This window comes from Hydrogenophaga aromaticivorans, assembly GCF_013387465.1.
Classification (GTDB): domain Bacteria; phylum Pseudomonadota; class Gammaproteobacteria; order Burkholderiales; family Burkholderiaceae_C; genus Hydrogenophaga; species Hydrogenophaga aromaticivorans.
Map to the genome: position 1 here is coordinate 241,681 of NZ_VYGV01000007.1, position 17,647 is coordinate 259,327.

General features: G+C 67.7%; 20 protein-coding genes. 9 read left to right on the top strand and 11 right to left on the bottom strand.

Annotation, left to right across the window (positions count from 1 at the left end; translation table 11 throughout):
* Positions 1-69: 69 nt before the first annotated feature.
* From F3K02_RS10985 to F3K02_RS11000, 4 genes are all read right to left on the bottom strand, one after another.
* The gene (locus F3K02_RS10985; RefSeq protein WP_177135642.1) at positions 70-1,065 is read right to left on the bottom strand and encodes a class I SAM-dependent methyltransferase; all 996 of its coding nucleotides are present in this window, start codon (positions 1,063-1,065) and stop codon (positions 70-72) included.
* Positions 1,066-1,067: 2 nt separating this feature from the next.
* A complete protein-coding gene (locus F3K02_RS10990) occupies positions 1,068-1,388 on the bottom strand; it encodes a YkgJ family cysteine cluster protein (protein ID WP_177135643.1) in 321 nt (106 codons plus the stop codon).
* A 75-nt stretch (positions 1,389-1,463) separates the two neighbouring features.
* Entirely contained in the window at positions 1,464-2,411 is a 948-nt protein-coding gene (gene argF, locus F3K02_RS10995; protein ID WP_177135644.1) for an ornithine carbamoyltransferase, read from the bottom strand.
* Positions 2,408-3,616, bottom strand: coding sequence for an aspartate aminotransferase family protein (locus F3K02_RS11000; RefSeq protein ID WP_177135645.1), 1,209 nt, complete (start codon positions 3,614-3,616; stop codon positions 2,408-2,410). Before F3K02_RS11000 ends, argF begins: the two co-directional genes overlap by 4 nt.
* A 277-nt stretch (positions 3,617-3,893) precedes the next feature.
* On the opposite strand from F3K02_RS11000, the gene F3K02_RS11005 reads away from it, so the two are divergent.
* Positions 3,894-4,220 carry a DUF3579 domain-containing protein gene (locus F3K02_RS11005; RefSeq protein ID WP_177135646.1) on the top strand — a complete coding sequence of 109 codons (327 nt, stop codon included), beginning with the start codon at positions 3,894-3,896 and terminating at the stop codon, positions 4,218-4,220.
* A gap of 155 nt (positions 4,221-4,375) precedes the next feature.
* Here F3K02_RS11005 and rpsT read toward each other — a convergent pair whose 3' ends face one another.
* Positions 4,376-4,675 (bottom strand): 30S ribosomal protein S20, encoded by a 300-nt coding sequence (gene rpsT, locus F3K02_RS11010; RefSeq protein ID WP_177135647.1) that lies wholly within the window; start codon positions 4,673-4,675, stop codon positions 4,376-4,378.
* A gap of 121 nt (positions 4,676-4,796) precedes the next feature.
* Here rpsT and murJ point away from each other — a divergent pair, with 121 nt between their 5' ends.
* Genes murJ through F3K02_RS11025 form a run of 3 tightly spaced genes read left to right on the top strand, consistent with a single transcriptional unit; the run spans position 4,797 to position 7,915 of the window.
* Positions 4,797-6,362: a murein biosynthesis integral membrane protein MurJ gene (gene murJ / locus F3K02_RS11015; protein WP_177135648.1), complete on the top strand. Its 1,566-nt coding sequence runs from the start codon at positions 4,797-4,799 to the stop codon at positions 6,360-6,362.
* A 52-nt stretch (positions 6,363-6,414) separates the two neighbouring features.
* Entirely contained in the window at positions 6,415-7,272 is an 858-nt protein-coding gene (locus F3K02_RS11020; protein WP_177135649.1) for a SirB1 family protein, read from the top strand.
* Positions 7,273-7,282: 10 nt separating this feature from the next.
* Positions 7,283-7,915 (top strand): Rossmann-fold NAD(P)-binding domain-containing protein, encoded by a 633-nt coding sequence (locus F3K02_RS11025; RefSeq protein WP_177135650.1) that lies wholly within the window; start codon positions 7,283-7,285, stop codon positions 7,913-7,915.
* Positions 7,916-7,943: 28 nt separating this feature from the next.
* Here the strand turns inward: F3K02_RS11025 and F3K02_RS11030 are convergent, their stop codons facing one another.
* The 4 genes from F3K02_RS11030 to purM all read right to left on the bottom strand — a co-directional run bounded on the left by F3K02_RS11030 (position 7,944) and on the right by purM (position 11,361).
* Positions 7,944-8,942: a helix-turn-helix domain-containing protein gene (locus F3K02_RS11030; protein ID WP_177135651.1), complete on the bottom strand. Its 999-nt coding sequence runs from the start codon at positions 8,940-8,942 to the stop codon at positions 7,944-7,946.
* Positions 8,927-9,538: a DJ-1/PfpI family protein gene (locus F3K02_RS11035; RefSeq protein ID WP_177135652.1), complete on the bottom strand. Its 612-nt coding sequence runs from the start codon at positions 9,536-9,538 to the stop codon at positions 8,927-8,929. Before F3K02_RS11035 ends, F3K02_RS11030 begins: the two co-directional genes overlap by 16 nt.
* A complete protein-coding gene (locus F3K02_RS11040) occupies positions 9,535-10,092 on the bottom strand; it encodes an isochorismatase family protein (protein ID WP_177135653.1) in 558 nt (185 codons plus the stop codon). Before F3K02_RS11040 ends, F3K02_RS11035 begins: the two co-directional genes overlap by 4 nt.
* A gap of 231 nt (positions 10,093-10,323) precedes the next feature.
* A complete protein-coding gene (gene purM / locus F3K02_RS11045) occupies positions 10,324-11,361 on the bottom strand; it encodes a phosphoribosylformylglycinamidine cyclo-ligase (protein ID WP_177135654.1) in 1,038 nt (345 codons plus the stop codon).
* Positions 11,362-11,552: 191 nt separating this feature from the next.
* On the opposite strand from purM, the gene F3K02_RS11050 reads away from it, so the two are divergent.
* The 5 genes from F3K02_RS11050 to folK are packed head-to-tail and all read left to right on the top strand — an operon-like array spanning position 11,553 to position 16,194.
* The gene (locus F3K02_RS11050; RefSeq protein ID WP_177135655.1) at positions 11,553-12,668 is read left to right on the top strand and encodes an AI-2E family transporter; all 1,116 of its coding nucleotides are present in this window, start codon (positions 11,553-11,555) and stop codon (positions 12,666-12,668) included.
* A 17-nt stretch (positions 12,669-12,685) separates the two neighbouring features.
* On the top strand, positions 12,686-13,372 hold the full coding sequence (gene hda, locus F3K02_RS11055; protein WP_177135886.1) for a DnaA regulatory inactivator Hda: 687 nt from the start codon (positions 12,686-12,688) through the stop codon (positions 13,370-13,372).
* Positions 13,373-13,378: 6 nt separating this feature from the next.
* Entirely contained in the window at positions 13,379-14,047 is a 669-nt protein-coding gene (locus F3K02_RS11060) for a histidinol-phosphatase (protein WP_177135656.1), read from the top strand.
* Positions 14,044-15,699 (top strand): polynucleotide adenylyltransferase PcnB, encoded by a 1,656-nt coding sequence (gene pcnB / locus F3K02_RS11065; RefSeq protein WP_177135657.1) that lies wholly within the window; start codon positions 14,044-14,046, stop codon positions 15,697-15,699. The genes F3K02_RS11060 and pcnB overlap by 4 nt, the downstream gene beginning before the upstream one ends.
* Before the next feature lie 24 nt (positions 15,700-15,723).
* Positions 15,724-16,194, top strand: coding sequence for a 2-amino-4-hydroxy-6-hydroxymethyldihydropteridine diphosphokinase (gene folK, locus F3K02_RS11070; protein WP_177135658.1), 471 nt, complete (start codon positions 15,724-15,726; stop codon positions 16,192-16,194).
* Between the two features lie 115 nt (positions 16,195-16,309).
* Here folK and pdxH read toward each other — a convergent pair whose 3' ends face one another.
* Together pdxH and F3K02_RS11080 are read right to left on the bottom strand one after the other, a co-directional pair.
* Entirely contained in the window at positions 16,310-16,945 is a 636-nt protein-coding gene (pdxH, locus tag F3K02_RS11075; RefSeq protein ID WP_177135659.1) for a pyridoxamine 5'-phosphate oxidase, read from the bottom strand.
* A gap of 44 nt (positions 16,946-16,989) precedes the next feature.
* Positions 16,990-17,634: a gamma-glutamylcyclotransferase gene (locus tag F3K02_RS11080; RefSeq protein WP_246309377.1), complete on the bottom strand. Its 645-nt coding sequence runs from the start codon at positions 17,632-17,634 to the stop codon at positions 16,990-16,992.
* Positions 17,635-17,647 lie beyond the last annotated feature (13 nt).

A 17,647-nucleotide genomic window follows, 5' to 3' on the forward strand; every position in this document is an offset into this window, starting at 1 on the left:
GCGGCCGAGCCTGCGGCGCTGGCTGCAACGGGGCACCGCGGGTGAGGCCAGCGGGAACACCGGGGGTGGTCAGCCTCCGGGTGCTTGCGGTGCCTGCTCGGCCTGCTCGGGTTGCCCGTCCGGCAAACCCCGGGTCTGAGCGCGAGGCGCATCCAGCCCGGGCGCCCGGTAACGCAGCACCTTGAGGGCGCGCTCGGGTGACACGTCGGCGAAGCTGGCCGGGTTGGACAGGCGTTCAACGAATATCAGTTCGGGCGCGGCTTCGCGCATCGGGTTCTGCAGAAACGCGGTGTCCAGCTCGGGCGCGTTGAGACACAGCAGCACCTCGCCGTCGGGCCGCAGCAGGTCCGGCAGGCGGCGCATGAGGCGGGCGTAGTCCTTCGTGGCGACGAAACTGCCTTTCTGGTAGCTCGGCGGGTCCACGACGATGAGGTGGTAAGGCCCTGATCGCGTGAGCTTGCCCCAGGTCTTGAAGATGTCGTGGGCCAGGAAGCTGGCGCCGGCCTGCAGGCCGTTGAGCGCGTGGTTCTGTTGTCCGATGGCGATGGCCCCCGCGCTCATGTCCACGTTGACCACCTGCTTCGCGCCGCCCTGCAGCGCCGCCACCGAGAAGGCGCAGGTGTAGGCAAACAGGTTGAGCACCTTGGCGCCCGCGGCGTGTTCGCGCACCCACTGGCGCCCTTCGGCCATGTCGAGAAACAGGCCGTGGTTCTGCCCTTTGAGCACGTGCACCAGGTAGCGCGCACCGCGTTCGGTCACCACGTGGGGTTCGGGCACGCTGCCGGCCTTCAGCCGGGTTTCGCTGCGGCCCTCGTGCCGGCTCTGGAACACCCAGTTCAGCGGCTCACCGGGTGCGAGCAGTTCGTGGCGCGCGGCGAGTGCGGCCGACACCGTGGCCAGTTCGTCGTCGCTGGCCTCTCCAAATTTGGTCAGCACCCACACCGGCGGGTAGGCATCCAGCGTCCAGGCTTCACAGCCCGGGTGCAGGCCACCCCGGCCGTGGAAGACGCGCTGGGCATCGGTGGGCATGACCATCCTGGCGATGGTGTCGAGCAGGGCTTGCATGTTCAGTGTTCCGGCGAGTCACCCAGCGGCGGCAGGCCATGGCGGCGGCGCGCCTGGGCGCAGGCGTCGCTGCCCTCTTCGAACTCGCGGCAGGGGTTGGGTCGCCACTCGTAGATGCCGCACATGGCTCGTTCGCCGATGCGGCCCGACAGCGCCGCGCAACGGGGTTGCCCGTGGTCGGTGCCGCGCATGCGGCTGATGGTGTCGGTGACCGTGACGGCGAGCCCGTCGGGCACGCTGCCCCCTTCGGCCTGTGTCTCGTGGACCGAGAAGTCCACGCGAAAGCTCGCGCAGCAGGCACCGCAGGCCGTGCAGGCGCTCACTGGACGACCCTCCGTGCGCACTGCCTTCGGAATGGCCGGGCGGCGCTCATGACCGCGCTGCGCTGGCCCGGCGCATCAGGCCAGGCGCCCCAGCAGCAGGTATTCCATCAGCGCCTTCTGCACGTGCATGCGGTTCTCCGCCTCGTCCCAGACGACCGATTGCGGGCCGTCGATGACTTCGGCGCTCACCTCTTCGCCGCGGTGCGCGGGCAGGCAGTGCATGAAGAGCGCGTCGGGTTTGGCCACGGCCATCATCGCTTCGTCCACGCACCATTTTGCGAACGCGGCGCGGCGCACCTCGTTTTCGGCTTCGTAGCCCATGCTGGTCCAGACGTCGGTGGTCACCAGGTCGGCGCCTTTGCAGGCTTCCTTCGGGTCCTTGAACACCTTGTAGCAGGTCGGGTTGGAGACGCCGGCGAGCTTCGGGTCGACCTCGTAGCCGCTGGGCGTGCTCACGTGCACCGTGAAGCCCAGCAGCTCGGCCGCCTGCAGCCAGGTGTTGGCCATGTTGTTGCCGTCACCGACCCAGGCCACGACCTTGCCCTTGAGGGCATCCAGCGGGTTGCCGCTGGCGGCTGGTCGGTACTCGACCATCGTGAACAGGTCGGCCAGGATCTGGCAGGGGTGGAACTCGTTGGTCAGGCCGTTGATGACCGGCACGCGCGAGTGCGTCGCGAAGCGCTCCAGCTTGCTCTGTTCGTAGGTGCGGATCATCACCAGGTCCACCATGCGGCTGATGACCTTGGCGCTGTCTTCGATCGGTTCGGCGCGGCCGAGCTGGCTGTCGCCCGTGGTCAGGTGCACCACCGAGCCGCCGAGCTGGTACATGCCGGCCTCGAAGCTCACGCGCGTGCGCGTGCTGGCCTTCTCGAAGATCATGGCCAGCGTGCGGTCGGGATCGGCGAACGGCTGGTGCTTTTCGACGGCCTTGAATTTCTGCTTGATGAAGGCGGCGCGCGTGAGCAGGTAGGCGTACTCGTCGGCGCTCAGGTCCTTGAACTGGAGGTAGTGGCGGAGGTTCATGCGTTTTCTGCCAGGAATGCAGCAATGATCGGCAACAGGATGGCCGCGACTTCGTCGGCCTCGGCGGTGGTCATGATCAGCGGCGGCACCAGGCGGATCACGCTGTCGGCCGTGACCGAGAGCAGCAGGCCGGCGTCGGCCGCGCGCTGTGTGATCACGCCGCAGGGCTTGTCCAGCTCGATGCCGAGCATCAGGCCCTGGCCACGGATGTCTTTCACGCCCGGCTTGCCCAGCAGGGCGGCTTCGAGCCGGCCGCGCAGGTGCGCGCCCACGGTGGCCGCGTTTTCCAGCAGGCCCTCTTCTTCCATGATGCGGATGGTCTCCACCCCGGCGCGCATGGCCAGCGGGTTGCCGCCGAAGGTGGTGCCGTGGTTGCCCGGCTGGAAGATGTTCGCGGCCTTGGGGCCGGCCACCACCGCGCCGATGGGCACGCCCGAGCCCAGGCCCTTGGCCAGCGGCATCACGTCGGGCTGGATGCCGGCCCACTGGTGGGCGAACCACTTGCCGGTGCGGCCCATGCCGCACTGCACCTCGTCGATCATCAGCAACCAGTCCTGCGCGTCGCACAGCGCGCGCACCTCCTGCAGGTACTGCGCGCGCATCGGGTTCACGCCGCCTTCGCCCTGGATGGTCTCGAAGAACACCGCCACCACGTTGGGGTTGCCCACGGTGGCTTTCTTCAGGGCTTCGATGTCGTTGAGCGGCACGCGGATGAAGCCTTCGACCAGCGGGCCGAAGCCGGCCTGCACCTTGGGGTTGCCGGTGGCTGAGAGCGTGGCGATGCTGCGACCGTGGAAGGCTTTTTCGTAGACCACGATCTCCGGGCGTTCGATGCCCTTGTCGTGGCCGTACTTACGCGCCAGTTTCAGCGCGGCCTCGTTGGCCTCCAGGCCGGAGCTGCAGAAGAACACGTTGGTCATGCCCGAACGTTCCACCAGCATCCGGGCCAGCACTTCCTGGTTGGGTACGTGGTAGTAGTTGCTCGAGTGGATCAGCTTGGCCACCTGGTCCTGCAGCGCGGGCACCAGTTTGGGGTGGGCGTGGCCCAGGGTGTTGACGGCGATGCCGGCCAGCGCGTCCAGGTACTCCTTGCCGTTCACGTCCCAGACGCGGCAGCCTCGGCCATGCGACATCGCGATCGGCAGGCGGCCGTAGGTGTTCATCACGTGGGGCGACGAGGGGACGGCGGTGGCGGCGGCATTCATGCGGGACTCCGGTGGGAAGGGCCAAAAGAAAGCGGCTCAACGAAGGTTGAGCCGTTGAAAAGCGATTTTAGGGGCAGGAGCGGGCATCATCATTGCTTGTTCCGCATCGCTGTCATGAAGCCATGGCAGCCTGTGGTCAACCGACCGGAGCCCCGGGTTATCCCTGAGTTCAGGTCTTATATAAGATAGAATACCTGCCATCCACCCCGGCCAGCGATCCTCGGTCTGGCGGTGGCCATGCGTCCCTTCCAGGGCCCTCCATCCGAAGGCTTCCCCGATGGTTTCACCGACTGCCAAACAAGTGTTCATCCAGGGCGTCACACGCAGTGGCCGCACCTTTCGCCCCAGCGACTGGGCCGAACGTCTGGCCGGCGTGATGAGTCAGTTCCGCCCCGGCGGCGGCGTGGTCCGGCAGGGCAGCCACATTGCGTATTCGCCCTGGTGCGTGCCCACGGTCATGAACGGCGTGAAAGTCGTCATCGTGCACACCGATCTGCGCGAAGCCGAACCCATGGCCTGGGACTTCGTCATGCACTTTGCGCGCGACAACGACCTGCAGGTGTCCGAAGGCTGCGTGCTGCCGGAGCCGGCCGCAAAACCCTGAACCACCTGACCCACGTCACTTGAGCATTGGACAGGCAACAAAAAACCGCCCGAAGGCGGTTTTTTGCTTTTCTTTGCTGGCAGCGCACCCGTTTCAAACGGCAGACCCCGAGGGGGTCCGGGCTGGTGGCCTGACGGATCAGGCCGGTGGGGTGGTCAGGCGGTGGCGAGTGCCAGTGCCTTGACCTTGGCGGACAGGCGGCTCTTGTCGCGAGCGGCCTTGTTTTTGTGGAAGATGCCCTTGTCGGCAATGATGTCCACAACGCCTTGCATTTTGGCGAAGAGTTCGGTGGCCTTGGTCTTGTCGCCGGCCAGAACCGCTTTTTCAACGTTCTTGACGGCGGTGCGGTATTTGGAGCGCAGCGAGGTGTTCGCGGCGTTGATCTTGATGTCCTGGCGGACGCGTTTGCGGCCAGATGCCAGACGGGGGTTCTTTTTCTTCGGCTTGGTTGCCATGGTGAATTTCCTTCAGATGTTTGGGGATGATGCCCAGCAAAGCCCGCGATTTTAGCATGGCGCCGCCTGCCTGGGTAGCGTCTCTGCCGGGCGTGGGGTGCGCATGGTTACACTGGCGGCCGTGTCCCTGTTCAAATCCGCCTCCCTGGTCTCCCTGCTGACGCTGGCCTCACGCATCACCGGGCTGGTGCGCGAACTGCTGATGGCGTCCACCTTTGGTGCCAGCGCCCTGACCGACGCGTTCAACGTCGCTTTCCGCATTCCCAACCTGCTGCGCCGGCTGTTTGCCGAAGGCGCGTTCAGCCAGGCGTTCGTGCCGGTGCTGGCCGGTGTGCGCGAAAAGGAGGGCGACGCCGCCACCCGCCAGATGGTGGACCAGATCGCCACCGTGCTGGCCTGGGCGCTGACCGCTACCTGCGTGCTGGGCGTGGCCGGGGCACCGGTGCTGGTCTGGGCCATGGCCAGCGGCCTGAAACAGAGCCCTGACGGCTTCGAGGCCGCCGTTTTCATGACGCGCTGGATGTTCCCCTACATCGCCTTCATGTCGTTTGTGGCGCTGTCGGCCGGCATCCTGAACACCTGGAAGCGCTTTGCTGTGCCGGCGGCCACGCCGGTGCTGCTCAACGTGGCCATGATCACGGCCGCGTACTGGGGCGCACCCTGGTTCAAGAGCCTGGGCATCCAGCCCATCTACGCCATGGCGGGCGGGGTGTTGCTGGGCGGTGCGTTGCAGCTGGGCGTGCAGATCCCGGTCTTGCTGCGGCTGGGCATGATGCCGCGCATCCGTTTGCGCTGGTCGTCGCTGAAAACCGCCTGGAACCACCCCGGCACGCGCCGCGTGACCACGCTGATGCTGCCGGCCCTGCTGGGGGTCAGCGTGGCGCAGATTTCGCTGTTGATCAACACCCAGATCGCTTCGCACCTGGCCACCGGCAGTGTGAGCTGGCTCACCTACGCCGACCGCCTGATGGAATTTCCCACCGCCATGCTGGGCGTGGCGCTGGGCGTGGTGCTGCTGCCCCAGCTGGCGGCCGCCAAAGCGGCCGAAGATGCCCAGCGCTACAGCAACCTGCTCGACTGGGGTCTGCGTCTGGTGGTGCTGCTGGCGGTGCCCTGCGCGGTGGCGTTGCTGACTTTTGCCAAACCGCTGGTGGCCGTGCTCTACCACTACGGTGCCTTCACCGCGGCCGACGTGCAGCAGACCACCGGTGCCCTGATGGGCTACGGTGCCGGGCTGATCGGGCTGATCGCCATCAAGGTGTTGGCGCCCGGCTTTTACGCCCGCCAGGACATCCGCACGCCGGTGAAGATCGCGGTGGTGGTGCTGCTGCTGACCCAGTTGATGAACCTGTTGTTCGTGCCTTACCTGGCCCACGCCGGGCTGGCGCTGGCCATCGGCATCGGGGCCATGGTGAACGCGCTGTGGCTGTTGATCGGCCTGCTGCGCCGCGGGGCCTACACGCCCACACCCGGCTGGGCGCGTTTTGCCCTGCAGGTGGTCGCCGCCAGCGCGCTGATGTCCGTGTTCCTGATGTGGTCTGCCGCGCACTTCAACTGGCTGGGGTTCGAGGGTCAGTTGCTACAGCGCGTGGGCCTGCTGGCCCTGTGCGTGGTGGGCGCTGCCCTGGTCTATTTCCTGAGCCTGACCGTGGCCGGTTTGAAACTTCGCCAATTCGTCCGAAAATGAAATCCGCTGCACCGGCACCCCGCCGTTCAGCGGTCTGCCCGCCGCCCTGACCATGCCTTCAGCCTTTGAATTCCCCACGCCCACGCCCCTGGGCTACTTCGCCGCGCTGGTGGCCGACGATGACGGCTTGCCGTTGCTGGAAGCCGCCACCGCCATCGCGCAGGACGAATACCCCGAGATGGATGTGCAGGAAGTGCTGGGCGACGTGGACCAGTTGCTGGCCCGCGTGCGCCGACGCTGCGACGACGCCACCGACCCGCTGCAGCGGCTGCGGGCGCTCAACCAGTTTTTCTTTCGCGACATGGGGTTTGGCGGCAACGTCAACAATTACTACGACCCCGACAACAGCTACCTCAACGCGGTGCTCCGGACCCGGCGCGGCATCCCCATCACCCTGGGTGTGCTCTGGCTGGAGCTGGCGCAGGGCCTGGGCCTGAAGGCGCGGGGCGTCAACTTCCCCGGGCATTTCATGGTGAAGGTCAACCTGCCCAATGGCCAGGTGGTGATCGATCCGTTCACCGGCCAGTCGCTCAGCCGCGAAGACCTGTCCGAGCGGCTGGAGCCCTACAAGCGGCGCAACGGACTGGTGGACGATTTCGACGTGCCGGTCGGCCTCTACCTGCAGGCGGCGCCATCGCGCGAAATCCTCTCGCGCATGTTGCGCAACCTGAAAGAGATCCACCGCACGCAGGAAGACTGGCTGCGCCTGATCGCGGTGCAGGACCGCCTGCTCGTGCTGCTGCCCGATGCCTGGACGGAGTACCGCGACCGGGGCCTGGCCTGGGCCGAAATGGGTGACGCCCGCCTTGCGGTGAGCGATCTGGAAATCTACATCGCCCACACCGACGACGCGCTCGATCGCGACGCCATGGACCGCCGGCTGCAGGAACTGCGCCGCGCGTTGAACTGAGCTGCCGCGGATGACGCGTCTGATGCTGGTCGGTGCCACCGGCCTGGTGGGGCAGGCCGTGCTGCAGCAGGCCCTGGCCGACCCAGTTGTGGCCCAGGTGGTCGCCCCGACCCGCAAGGCGCTGGCGCCGCACCCCAAGCTGCTCAATCCGCTGGTGGACTTCGAGCGCCTGCCCGAAGACGCCGACTGGTGGGCGGTGGACGCCGTGGTCTGCACCCTGGGCACCACCATCGCCAAGGCCGGCTCACAGGCCGCTTTCTACAAGGTGGACCACGACCACCCGCTGGAGGTGGCTTACCTCGCGCGGCGCCACGGCGCGCGGGCCTTTGCCTTCAACTCGGCCCTGGGCGCGGACGCGGCCTCGCGCGTTTTTTATACCCGCACCAAGGGCGAGACCGAGCGCGATCTGCAGGCCGTGGGCTACCCCTCGCTCACACTGGTGCGCCCGGGCCTGATCGGGGGCGTGCGGCTGGAGAGCCGGCCGGCCGAACAGCTCGCGGTGCGCATCTCCCAGTGGGTGCAGCCGCTGTTGCCGCGGCGTTACCGCGTGGTCCCCGCCCAGCGCATCGCGCACCACCTGCTGCAGGCCGCGCTGGCCGCCACGCCAGGGGTGCATGTGCTGCCGTCTGAGGTGTTGCTGTAATCAGCCTGGACAACGGCCGTTTCCAGGCTCAGTGGCCGCGGTGCGCGGGTGAGCCCGCCTTGCCGAGCTGGTGCCAGGTGCGGCGCAGCTGGGTGTCGGAGCTGAAGCCGGCGAGCTCGGCGGCCAGCGTGACGCTGTGGCCCGATCGCAGCGCGGCGTCGGCCAGATCGAGCCGGATGCTGCGCAGGTAGGCCAGCGGGGCAATGCCCGCGTGGGTGATGAACAGGCGCGCGAGGTGGCGCGGCGAGGTGCAGGCCACCTCGGCCATGCGCTGCAGCGACCAGTCGGCCTGCGGTTGCTGGCCGATGGCGTCCTGCACCCGGTGGATGGCCGGATGCAGGTGGGCGCGGTGGCGCAGGAAAGGCGACAGCTCCGGGTCGCCGGGGCCGCGCCGCAGCGCGACGACCATGGTCTGCGCCACGCGGGCCGCGAGCGCCGGGCCACAGACCGCCGCGATGCGGTGCAGGAACAGGTCGATGCCGGTGGTCACGCCCGCGCTGCTGCTGACCGCACCGTCGAGCACGAACACCCGGTTGGCCACCGCGTCGCAGCGCGGCGCCACCTGGCGCAATTCGTCGAGGTGGTGGTGGTGCGTGGTTGCCCGGTGGCCGTCGAGCAGGCCGGCGTGTGCGGCGAGGATCGCGCCCGCGCACACCGTGACAAGCTCCAGCAGACCTGCCTGCAGCCGCAGCCCACGCAGCCAGTGCAGCAGCTCCGGCACGCCTGGGCTGCGCACGTCGACGGTGTCGCCGGGCTGACCGAGCAACACCACCCAGTGGGGTGCGGACGGAGCCTCGGAAACCCTATCGGGCAGGGGTTCGATGCCGCTGATGCAGGCGCCCACGGAGCTGGTGGCCTGCGCCTGCGGACCGATGAACCGCAGATCAAACGCGGCGGGTTGGCCGCTGGCCTGCAGGCACTGGTTGGCGATGCGCAACGCCTCGGCCGGACCCGCCCAGTCGAGGATCAGGCTGCCCGGCAGCAGCACGAAGGACACGCGGATCGGCCCGCTCACGTTCGCGTCCACTGGAACTCCATCTGCCGCGCGGTGCGCAGGGCCAGCGCTTCGCCCGCGAGCCGCGCCACCAGGTGCAGGCTCATGTCGATCCCGGCGCTGATGCCGCCGGAGGTGACGATCCGGCCCTGATCGACCCAGCGCACGCCCGCTTTCACGTCCAGCGAAGGGAAGGCTCGGGCCAGGTCGGTCTGGTCTTCCCAATGGGTGGTGACGGGGCCGCCGGTGAGCACGCCGCTGGCCGCGAGCACGAAGGCACCGGTGCAGACCGAGGCCGTCAGTTGCGCGCGTTCGCTGGCCAGCGCCACCCAGCGCAAAGTCTCGGCGCAGCGCATGGCCCCGTCCACGACACCGCCCGGCACGATCAGCACATGCACCGGCGGTGTATCGGAAAAACCGTGGTCGGGCAGCAGGGTCAAACCAGCGCGGGCGTGCACGGGCTGGCGCTCGCGTGCCACGCTGAACACCGCGAACGGTGCCGGGTCTGAAGGCCTTTCGCGCAAGGCCATGCGACTCGCGGTGGTGAACACCTCGTAAGGACCCGCCAAGTCCAGCGCCTCGACCTCATCGAAGGCCAGGATCGCCACCGTCAGTGTTGCGATGCTCATGAGTGTTGCGCTACCGCTTCGGCCACGCTGCACAGGCGCGCGAAGCGGTCTTTCAGCACCGTGGCCGTACGGGCCGTGATGTCGGCGGCCGGCAGCGGCGTGCCGTCGGGCTGCACCATGTCAAAGGTCAGCGTGGCGTCGGTCACGAAGTCCACCGTGTAGCCGAGATCGGCCGCGTGCCGGGTGGTGGTTTCGCAGCACTGTTCGGTGCGGATGCCGCTGACGATCAGGCGCTGGACGGCATTCCGGTTCAGCCAAACCTCCAGCCCGGTGCCCACGAGCGCACTGTGGCGCGACTTGTGGAAGGTCGCGGCGGCTTCAAAGGGCGCCAGCCCGTCCAGCGGCCGCACGGCGCCCGACTCCAGCGAGAAGGGGTTTTGCGGAACCTGCGGCCCGTCCACGTGGAAGATGCGAACGATGGGCATGCCAACCGCCTGGGCGCCTGCGATGAGCGCGTTCTGCGCGGCCAGGTAGGCGGGCAGGTCCCGTTCGGTGAAGAAGGGGCGGTGGCGGAAGGACTCTTGCACGTCGATGACCAGCAGGGCGGTTTTCATGGGGGCTCCGTCGGGGTTGTTGAAGCCTTGATCATGCCGATGGCCGGTACGGGTGTCTGCTCGGTGCCAGACAGGAACCGATCATTTCAGGACAAGACCATTGTCTTCCAGATGCCCATGACAGTCGTCATGGACAGGGAATTTTCGGACACTTCGCTCCCTGGTTGTGTTGGGTCCCGGAAACGGCGAAGGCCCGTTGCCGGGCCTTCCTGAGCACGAAGCGGGGTGGCTTCAGTTCACCGTGACGGCCGCACCCTCGCCCTGGGCTGCGATCACGCCGATCTGATACACCGTCTCACCCAGCTCGCGCAGCGTGGCGGCACAGGCGGCGGCTTCCTCGGCGGCGATCACCACCACCATGCCGATGCCGTTGTTGAAAGTGCGGTTCATCTCGATGTCGTCGATGCCGGCCGTCTTCTGCAGCCAGGCGAACAGCTCGGTCTGCGGCCAGCTGCCTTTCTTCAGGTGGGCAGCCGTGCCCTCGGGCAGCACGCGCGGGATGTTCTCCAGCAGGCCGCCGCCGGTGATGTGGGCCAGGGCCTTGACGGGGTGCTTCGCGAGGGTGGCCAGCACGTTCTTCACGTAGAGGCGGGTGGGCGCCATGATGGCCTGCTTGAACGGCTGGCCGTCCAGCGTGGCCGGCAGGTCGCTGCCGGCGCGTTCGATGCACTTGCGCACCAGCGAGAAGCCGTTGGAATGCACGCCGTGCGAGGCCAGGCCCAGCACCACGTCGCCGGGCTTCACGCTCTGGCCGGTGAGGATCTTGGCCTTCTCGACGGCGCCGACGCAGAAACCGGCCAGGTCGTATTCGCCGGCCGGGTACATGCCGGGCATCTCGGCGGTTTCGCCGCCGATCAGCGCGCAGCCCGAGAGTTCACAACCCAGGGCAATACCGCCGACCACGGCCGCGGCGGTGTCCACGTCCAGCTTGCCGCAGGCGAAGTAGTCGAGAAAGAACAGCGGCTCGGCGCCTTGCACCAGCACGTCGTTCACGCTCATGCCGACCAGGTCGATGCCCACGGTGTCGTGCATGTTCCATTCAAAAGCCAGCTTGAGCTTGGTGCCCACGCCATCGGTGCCCGACACCAGCACCGGCTCTTTGTAGCGCTTGGGCACTTCAAACAGCGCGCCAAAACCGCCGATACCGGCCAGCACGCCTTCGCGCATGGTCTTCTTCGCCAGCGGCTTGATGCGTTCGACGAGCGCGTCGCCCGCGACGATGTCAACGCCGGCGTCTTTGTAGGAAAGGGGAGTGTTGCTGGAGGTCATGGGGTGCGTGTGCCGGCGGCGGGGCCGGGCGTTGGGACGGGGAAAACGTCGATGGAGCAGCCTCCACCAAGGTGGGGCAGCGGGGTTTGGCGGTCGGTTGCGGGTCCACCCGGGGTGGCGGACTAGAATTTGCCCCAGATTTTAAGGGTTTGCCCCTGCAGCCCGATCGTTCACCCCCGACACACCTGTTCATGACTTTCACGCCCAACCAGATCCGTGTCGCTTCGTGGGCCGCCATCGCGCTGGTGAGCTGGCTGCTGCTGTCGCTGCTGGCACCGGTGCTCATGCCTTTTCTGCTGGCCGCCGTGCTGGCCTATGCGCTGCACCCGCTGGTCGAGCGGCTGCACGCGCGGCGCATCCCGCGCTGGCTCGGCGCCGGCCTGGCCATCACGATGCTGTCGCTGGTGATGCTGGCTGTGGTGTTGCTGATCGTGCCGGTGATCACCAAGCAGGTGCCCCTGCTCAAGGATCAGGTGCCGGCGCTGCTGGACAGTGTCAACACCCGGCTGGTGCCGCTGCTGGCCCGTTTCGGGGTCGATCTGCAGGTGGACGTGTCGCTGGTGCGCGGCTGGATGCAGGAACTCATCACCGGCCACGAAAGTGAACTCATCCAGGGTCTGCTGTCGTCGCTGCGCATCGGTGGCAGTGCGCTCGCTGCCGTGTTTGGCAATCTGATCCTGGCGCCCATCGTGGCCTATTACCTGCTGCTCGACTGGGCCAATCTGGTCGAACGCAGCAAGGGCCTGATCCCGCCGCGCTGGCGTGCGGCGGTGCAGGGTTTTCTGGACGAAACCGATGCCGTGCTCGGGCAGTACCTGCGTGGGCAGTTGCTGGTGATGGGGGTGCTGGCGGTGTTCTACACCGTGGGGCTGGCCCTGGTGGGTCTGAAGCTCGCCTTGCCCATCGGGGTCTTCACCGGGCTGGCCGTGTTCATTCCCTACCTGGGCTTTGGTCTGGGGCTGGTCATGGGCCTGCTGGCGGCCGTGCTGCAGTTTCAGGCGCTGCTGGGCGTGGCGCTGGTGGCGGCGGTGTACACCGTCGGCCAGGTGGTCGAGAGCATGTACGTCACGCCGCGGCTGCTGGGCGAACGCATCGGCCTGCACCCCATCGCCGTCATTTTTGCCCTGATGGCCTTTGGGCACCTGTTTGGCTTCGTGGGCGTGCTGATTGCCTTGCCGGCCAGCGCGGTGTTGCTGGTGGCGATCCGCCGGGCCAAGAGCCGCTACCTGTCCAGTGAGCTCTACCTGGAGGGCGCGGGGCAGCCGTCAGCGGCCAACCCCATGCCCGGGCAGGATGGAACGGCATGAGCAGCGGTCATCCCCCCATGAAACAGATGGCGCTGGACATTGGCCTGGCGCCCGTGCCCACGCTGGCCAACTTTGTGGCCGCGGGCAACGAAGCCGCGCTGGCCCACCTGCGCCTGTGGGCCGACAACCCGCTGCGCTCGCCCGTGCCCACCTTCCTGTGGGGCGAGGGCGGCAGCGGCAAGACGCACCTGCTGCGCGCGGTGCGCGAAGCCCTGCGCGACCACGGCAGCCGGGTGGGCTGGATCGACGCCGCCACGTTGCACCCCGCCGAATACGACGAACACTGGGAGGTGGTGTTGCTCGACGACTGCCAGCTCTACACCGCCGAGCAGCAGGCCGCCGCATTCAACTGGTTTGTCAACGCCCAGAGCCCGGCTCACGGGCCGGCGCGCTGGGTGCTGGCCGCCGCCGACCGGCCGCCGGCCGACCTGCAGCTGCGCGAAGACCTGCGCACCCGGCTCGGCTGGGGCCATGTGTTCCAGCTGCACGCGCTGGGCGAGACCGAGCGCCGCGCCGTGCTGCGCCGGGCGGCCGACGAGCGCGGCGTGTTCCTCAGCGACGAGGTCATGGACTTCATGCTCACACGCTTCTCGCGCGACCTCTCCAGCCTGATGATGCTGCTCGACCAGCTCGATGCCTACGCCCTGCGCACCCAGCGCGCGATCACCATCCCGCTGATCAAATCCATGCTGGAAAACGAATGACACCCGATGCGCCTCGCACTCTTTGACCTCGATCACACCCTCATCCCCATCGATTCCGACTATTCCTGGGGTCAGTTCACCGTGACACTGGGCTGGCGCGATGCCGAAACCCACACCCGGGCGAACGACGCCTTTTACGAGCAGTACAAGGCCGGCACGCTGGACATCCACGAATACATCCGTTTCTCCGTGGCGCCCCTGGCCGAGCACGGCGCTCAAAAATCCGACGCCGCGCACCGCCGCTTCATGGACGAGGTGATCCGCCCTGCCATGAAACCCGTTGCTTTCGATCTCGTGCGCCAGCACCAGGACGCCGGCGACACGGTGATCATCGTCACCGCCACCAACGAATTCGTCACCCGTCCGATCGCCGAAGCCTTCGGGGTGGACGAGTTGATCGCCATCGATCTGGAGCGCGATGCGCAGGGTGAACCCACCGGTGCGATCCGGGGCACGCCGTCGTTTCGCGAGGGCAAGGTCGCGCGTGTGGAACAATGGCTGGCTGCGCGCGGCCATTCCTGGGCCAGCGTGGCGCACAGCACCTTCTACAGCGACTCCATCAACGACCTGCCGCTGCTGGAAAAAGTGCACGAGCCCGTCGCGACCAACCCGGACGCCCGGCTCCGGCCCATCGCCAGCGAGCGGGGCTGGCGCATCCTGAACCTATTCGAATGATCAAAAAATTCATCGACAAGCTGCTCGGCAAAGCCAGTGGCGCCAAGAGCAGCAAGACCTCCAAGTTCGGCAAACGCGAAGACGTGCCGGTGTCGGTGCACGGCATCGACCGCAGCCTGGTGGACCAGCGCGCGCTGGACGTGGTGCACACGCTCAAGCAGGCCGGGTTCGAGGCCTACATTGTGGGCGGCGCGGTGCGCGACCTGTTGCTCGGCCTGCGTCCGAAAGACTTCGACGTCGCCACCAGCGCCACGCCCGAGCAGGTGAAGAGCCTGTTCCGCCGCGCCTTCATCATCGGGCGGCGTTTCCGCATCGTGCACGTGGTCTATGGCCGTGGCCGCGAGCACGAGATGATCGAAGTCTCGACCTTCCGCGCCTACCTCGACAGCGCCGACGCCGAGCAGGTGAGTGGCAACGAGCGCACCAGCAAGGGTGAGCTCGCCAGCATGAAACACGCGGTGGACGCCAGCGGGCGTGTGCTGCGCGACAACGTCTGGGGCCCGATCGAGCAGGACGCGGCGCGCCGCGACTTCTCCATCAACGCCATGTATTACGACCCGGAATCCCAGGTCGTGGTCGATTTCCACAACGGCATTCGCGACGCCAAGAAGCTCACCCTGCGCATGATCGGCGACGCCGCCACGCGCTACCGCGAAGACCCGGTGCGCATCATCCGCGCCGTGCGTTTTGCCGCCAAGCTGAGCGGCCTGGGCTTCAAGTTCGACGCCAAGACCCTGGCGCCGCTGGCTTCCTCGCACAAGCTGCTGGCCGACGTGCCGCAGAGCCGCCTGTTCGACGAAATGCTCAAGCTGCTGCAGACCGGGCATTCGCTGGCCAGCGTCGAGCAGCTCCGGGCCTTGGGGCTGAATACCGGCATTTACCCGTTGCTCGACGTGGTGGTGGAGCGCGCCGACGATCCGTTCGTGAAACTGGCCCTGCAGGACACCGACCGCCGCGTGGGCGAGAACAAGCCGGTGGCGCCGAGCTTCCTGCTGGCCTGCGTGTTGTGGGCCGATGTGCGCAAGGGCTGGAGTCAGCGCCTGCAGCCGCGCGGCAACCAGCGACCGCCGCCGGCGTTTGGCGCCCTGCAGGACGCCGTGGACGAGGTGTTCGAGTCCCGCATTGGTGACGTGTCGGGCCGCGGCAAGCTGGGCGCCGACATGCGCGAGATCTGGATGATGCAGCCGCGCTTTGACAAGCGCGTGGGCACATCGCCGTTCAGCCTGGTGGACCAGGCGCGCTTCCGCGCCGGCTTCGACTTCCTGCGCCTGCGCGCCCAGGTGGGTGAAATCGAAGAAGAACTCGCCCACTGGTGGGAGACCTTCCAGAACGCCAGCGACGAAATCCGCGAAGACATGGTGGATGCGCAGCGCAAGGTCAACCAGCCCAAAGGCGGAGCTGGCGGCGCGCGCCGCGTGAAGCGCAGCGATGCCGATCACCCGGCCAGCGCGACCGAGCCGGATACACGCTTCCGGACGGCGGGTGAGGCTGACAACGACGAAGACGGCGACGACGACAACGCGCCAGCCGAAGCGGGCGCCTCCGCCGATGGCACGGCACCCGCCAAGAAGCGCCGCCGCCGCCGTCGCAAACCCGGTGGCGCAGGTGGTGCGGCCGGGCAGGGCGGCGCCACCGAAGGTTCCGGCGACTGATCTCGATCCGTGCAGGCCTTGGGCATGCCACAGCGCGCTGAAGTTACGGCCTTTGTGGCGCTGGGCGCCAACCTCGGCGATCCGGCGCAGGCCTTGCGAGAAGCCTTGCAGCGCTTGTCTGAAACCCCGGGCGTCCGGCTGGTGAGGGCCTCCAGCCTGTACCGCACCGCGCCCATCGACTCCAGCGGCCCGGACTACCTCAACGCGGTGGCCGAGATCGCCACCACGCTCACCGCACCCGATCTGCTCACCGCCCTGCAAGCGATCGAGCAGGGCGCCGGGCGAGAGCGTCCCTACCGCAACGCGCCGCGCACGCTGGACCTGGACCTGCTGCTGTACGGCAGCGCGCGCATCCATTCGCCAACGCTGACCGTGCCGCACCCTCGCATGGGGGAGCGGGCGTTTGTTTTGGTACCGCTATCTGAAATTGCACCCGAGCGGGTGACTGACGAAGCACTGGCCGCGGTATCAGGCCAAGGCATCCAGCGCATGTGAGGCCGCAGCCGGAGCGCGTGCCCGAACCCAGGATGCCGTGGAACGGGCTTTGCCCGGCCACAGGCATCGCCCCCCTTGAGGGGGGTGACGCGAAGCGGCGCGGGGGGTGCTCCGTTCAGGGCGCCAGCCGCTCCCGCAGCCAACCGCCATCGCCTTGCAGCGTGTAGCGCAACCGGTCGTGCAACCGGCTCTTGCGGCCTTGCCAGAACTGCCAGTTGTCGGGTTTGAGGCGGTAGCCGCCCCAGTGCGGCGGGCGCGGGGGCTGCAGCAGGAACTGCGCGCCGTATTTCGCGGCGTTGGTCACCAGCACGGTGCGGCTCTCGATCACCTCGCTCTGCGGACTGGCCCAGGCGCCGATGCGGCTGTCGAGCGGACGGCTCTTGAAGTATTCATCGCTCTCGGCGTCGCTCACCTTTTCGACGAGGCCTTCGATGCGCACCACGCGTTCCAGCTCAACCCAGTGGAACTGCAGCGCGGCGTATGGGTTGCCGGCCAGCTCGCGGCCTTTCTGGCTCTGGTAGTTGGTGTACCAGACGATGCCCTGTTCGTCGTAGCCCTTGATCAGCACCACGCGCGTGCTCGGCCGCAGGTCGGAGCCCACGGTGGCCAGCGTCATGGCGTTGGGTTCGGGCACTTCGCTGTGGATGGCTTCGGTGAGCCACTGGTCAAACTGCTTGAGCGGATCGGCCTGGGAAGCGGATTCGCTGAGTTCGGCTTTTTCGTAGCTTTTGCGCAGGTCGGCGATGTTCATGCGGCCAGTATAGGCAGCCAGGGGAGCGTGGTGCTTGCGCGCGGTCAATCGGCTGCTTCGGGCGGGGCCAGCCGCAGCAGGCGCTCCAGCGCGTGGTCTTCGATGCCGTGGGCGCGCAGGCCGTGCAGCGTCTGGCGGGCGTAGTCCAGCGTGCTGCCGTAGCGCCCTCGGCAGTGCGTGAAGATGTCGCGGTAGCGTTCGTCGTCGAGCGTGCCGGTGTAGTTGGGGCTGCGGCGCGACAGCGTGAAGGCCAGCGCCTGCACCGGGCCTTGTGCGGTCTGGCAGTGCAGCCACTTCGGGTCGTACACGGGGTTGGGCATTTCGCGCGCCCAGAGCGTGGGAAACAGCGCCTCAACCTGGGTGTGGGGCACCCGCAGTGCCAGTCCCGTGCAGCTGCCGCCGCTCATCAGCGCGAACACCAGGCCGGGCCGCTCGGGTGTGCCGCGGTTGACCCGGCTCCACATCTGCAGGCAGCGGTGGTAGCCGTGCACCCGGGCCAGGCGCTGTTCGGCGGCGTCGAACTCGGGCCGCCAGACCAGTGAGGCGTAGCCGAACACCCACAGGTCGGGCGTGGGCCCCTGGCTGCGCCATTCGGCCAGGGTGTCGGCCATCATCCGGGCGCCGTCGCGGCGGGCCGGGTCCCAGGTGTCGGGTCGGCGGGCTCGGGGGATGCTTTGGGCAGGATGCATGTCAGGTGGGGCC

Coding starts and splice junctions, on each gene's coding strand:
- F3K02_RS11050 (WP_177135655.1), top strand. CDS start 11,553: ATGACTTTCACGCCCAACCAGATCCGTGTCGCTTCGTGGGCCGCCATC.
- pdxH (WP_177135659.1), bottom strand. CDS start 16,945: ATGAACATCGCCGACCTGCGCAAAAGCTACGAAAAAGCCGAACTCAGC.
- rpsT (WP_177135647.1), bottom strand. CDS start 4,675: ATGGCAACCAAGCCGAAGAAAAAGAACCCCCGTCTGGCATCTGGCCGC.
- purM (WP_177135654.1), bottom strand. CDS start 11,361: ATGACCTCCAGCAACACTCCCCTTTCCTACAAAGACGCCGGCGTTGAC.
- pcnB (WP_177135657.1), top strand. CDS start 14,044: ATGATCAAAAAATTCATCGACAAGCTGCTCGGCAAAGCCAGTGGCGCC.
- F3K02_RS11020 (WP_177135649.1), top strand. CDS start 6,415: ATGCCTTCAGCCTTTGAATTCCCCACGCCCACGCCCCTGGGCTACTTC.
- F3K02_RS11060 (WP_177135656.1), top strand. CDS start 13,379: ATGCGCCTCGCACTCTTTGACCTCGATCACACCCTCATCCCCATCGAT.
- F3K02_RS11080 (WP_246309377.1), bottom strand. CDS start 17,634: ATGCATCCTGCCCAAAGCATCCCCCGAGCCCGCCGACCCGACACCTGG.
- F3K02_RS11035 (WP_177135652.1), bottom strand. CDS start 9,538: ATGAGCATCGCAACACTGACGGTGGCGATCCTGGCCTTCGATGAGGTC.
- F3K02_RS11005 (WP_177135646.1), top strand. CDS start 3,894: ATGGTTTCACCGACTGCCAAACAAGTGTTCATCCAGGGCGTCACACGC.
- F3K02_RS10985 (WP_177135642.1), bottom strand. CDS start 1,065: ATGCAAGCCCTGCTCGACACCATCGCCAGGATGGTCATGCCCACCGAT.
- F3K02_RS11025 (WP_177135650.1), top strand. CDS start 7,283: ATGACGCGTCTGATGCTGGTCGGTGCCACCGGCCTGGTGGGGCAGGCC.
- argF (WP_177135644.1), bottom strand. CDS start 2,411: ATGAACCTCCGCCACTACCTCCAGTTCAAGGACCTGAGCGCCGACGAG.
- hda (WP_177135886.1), top strand. CDS start 12,686: ATGAAACAGATGGCGCTGGACATTGGCCTGGCGCCCGTGCCCACGCTG.
- F3K02_RS11040 (WP_177135653.1), bottom strand. CDS start 10,092: ATGAAAACCGCCCTGCTGGTCATCGACGTGCAAGAGTCCTTCCGCCAC.
- folK (WP_177135658.1), top strand. CDS start 15,724: ATGCCACAGCGCGCTGAAGTTACGGCCTTTGTGGCGCTGGGCGCCAAC.
- F3K02_RS11000 (WP_177135645.1), bottom strand. CDS start 3,616: ATGAATGCCGCCGCCACCGCCGTCCCCTCGTCGCCCCACGTGATGAAC.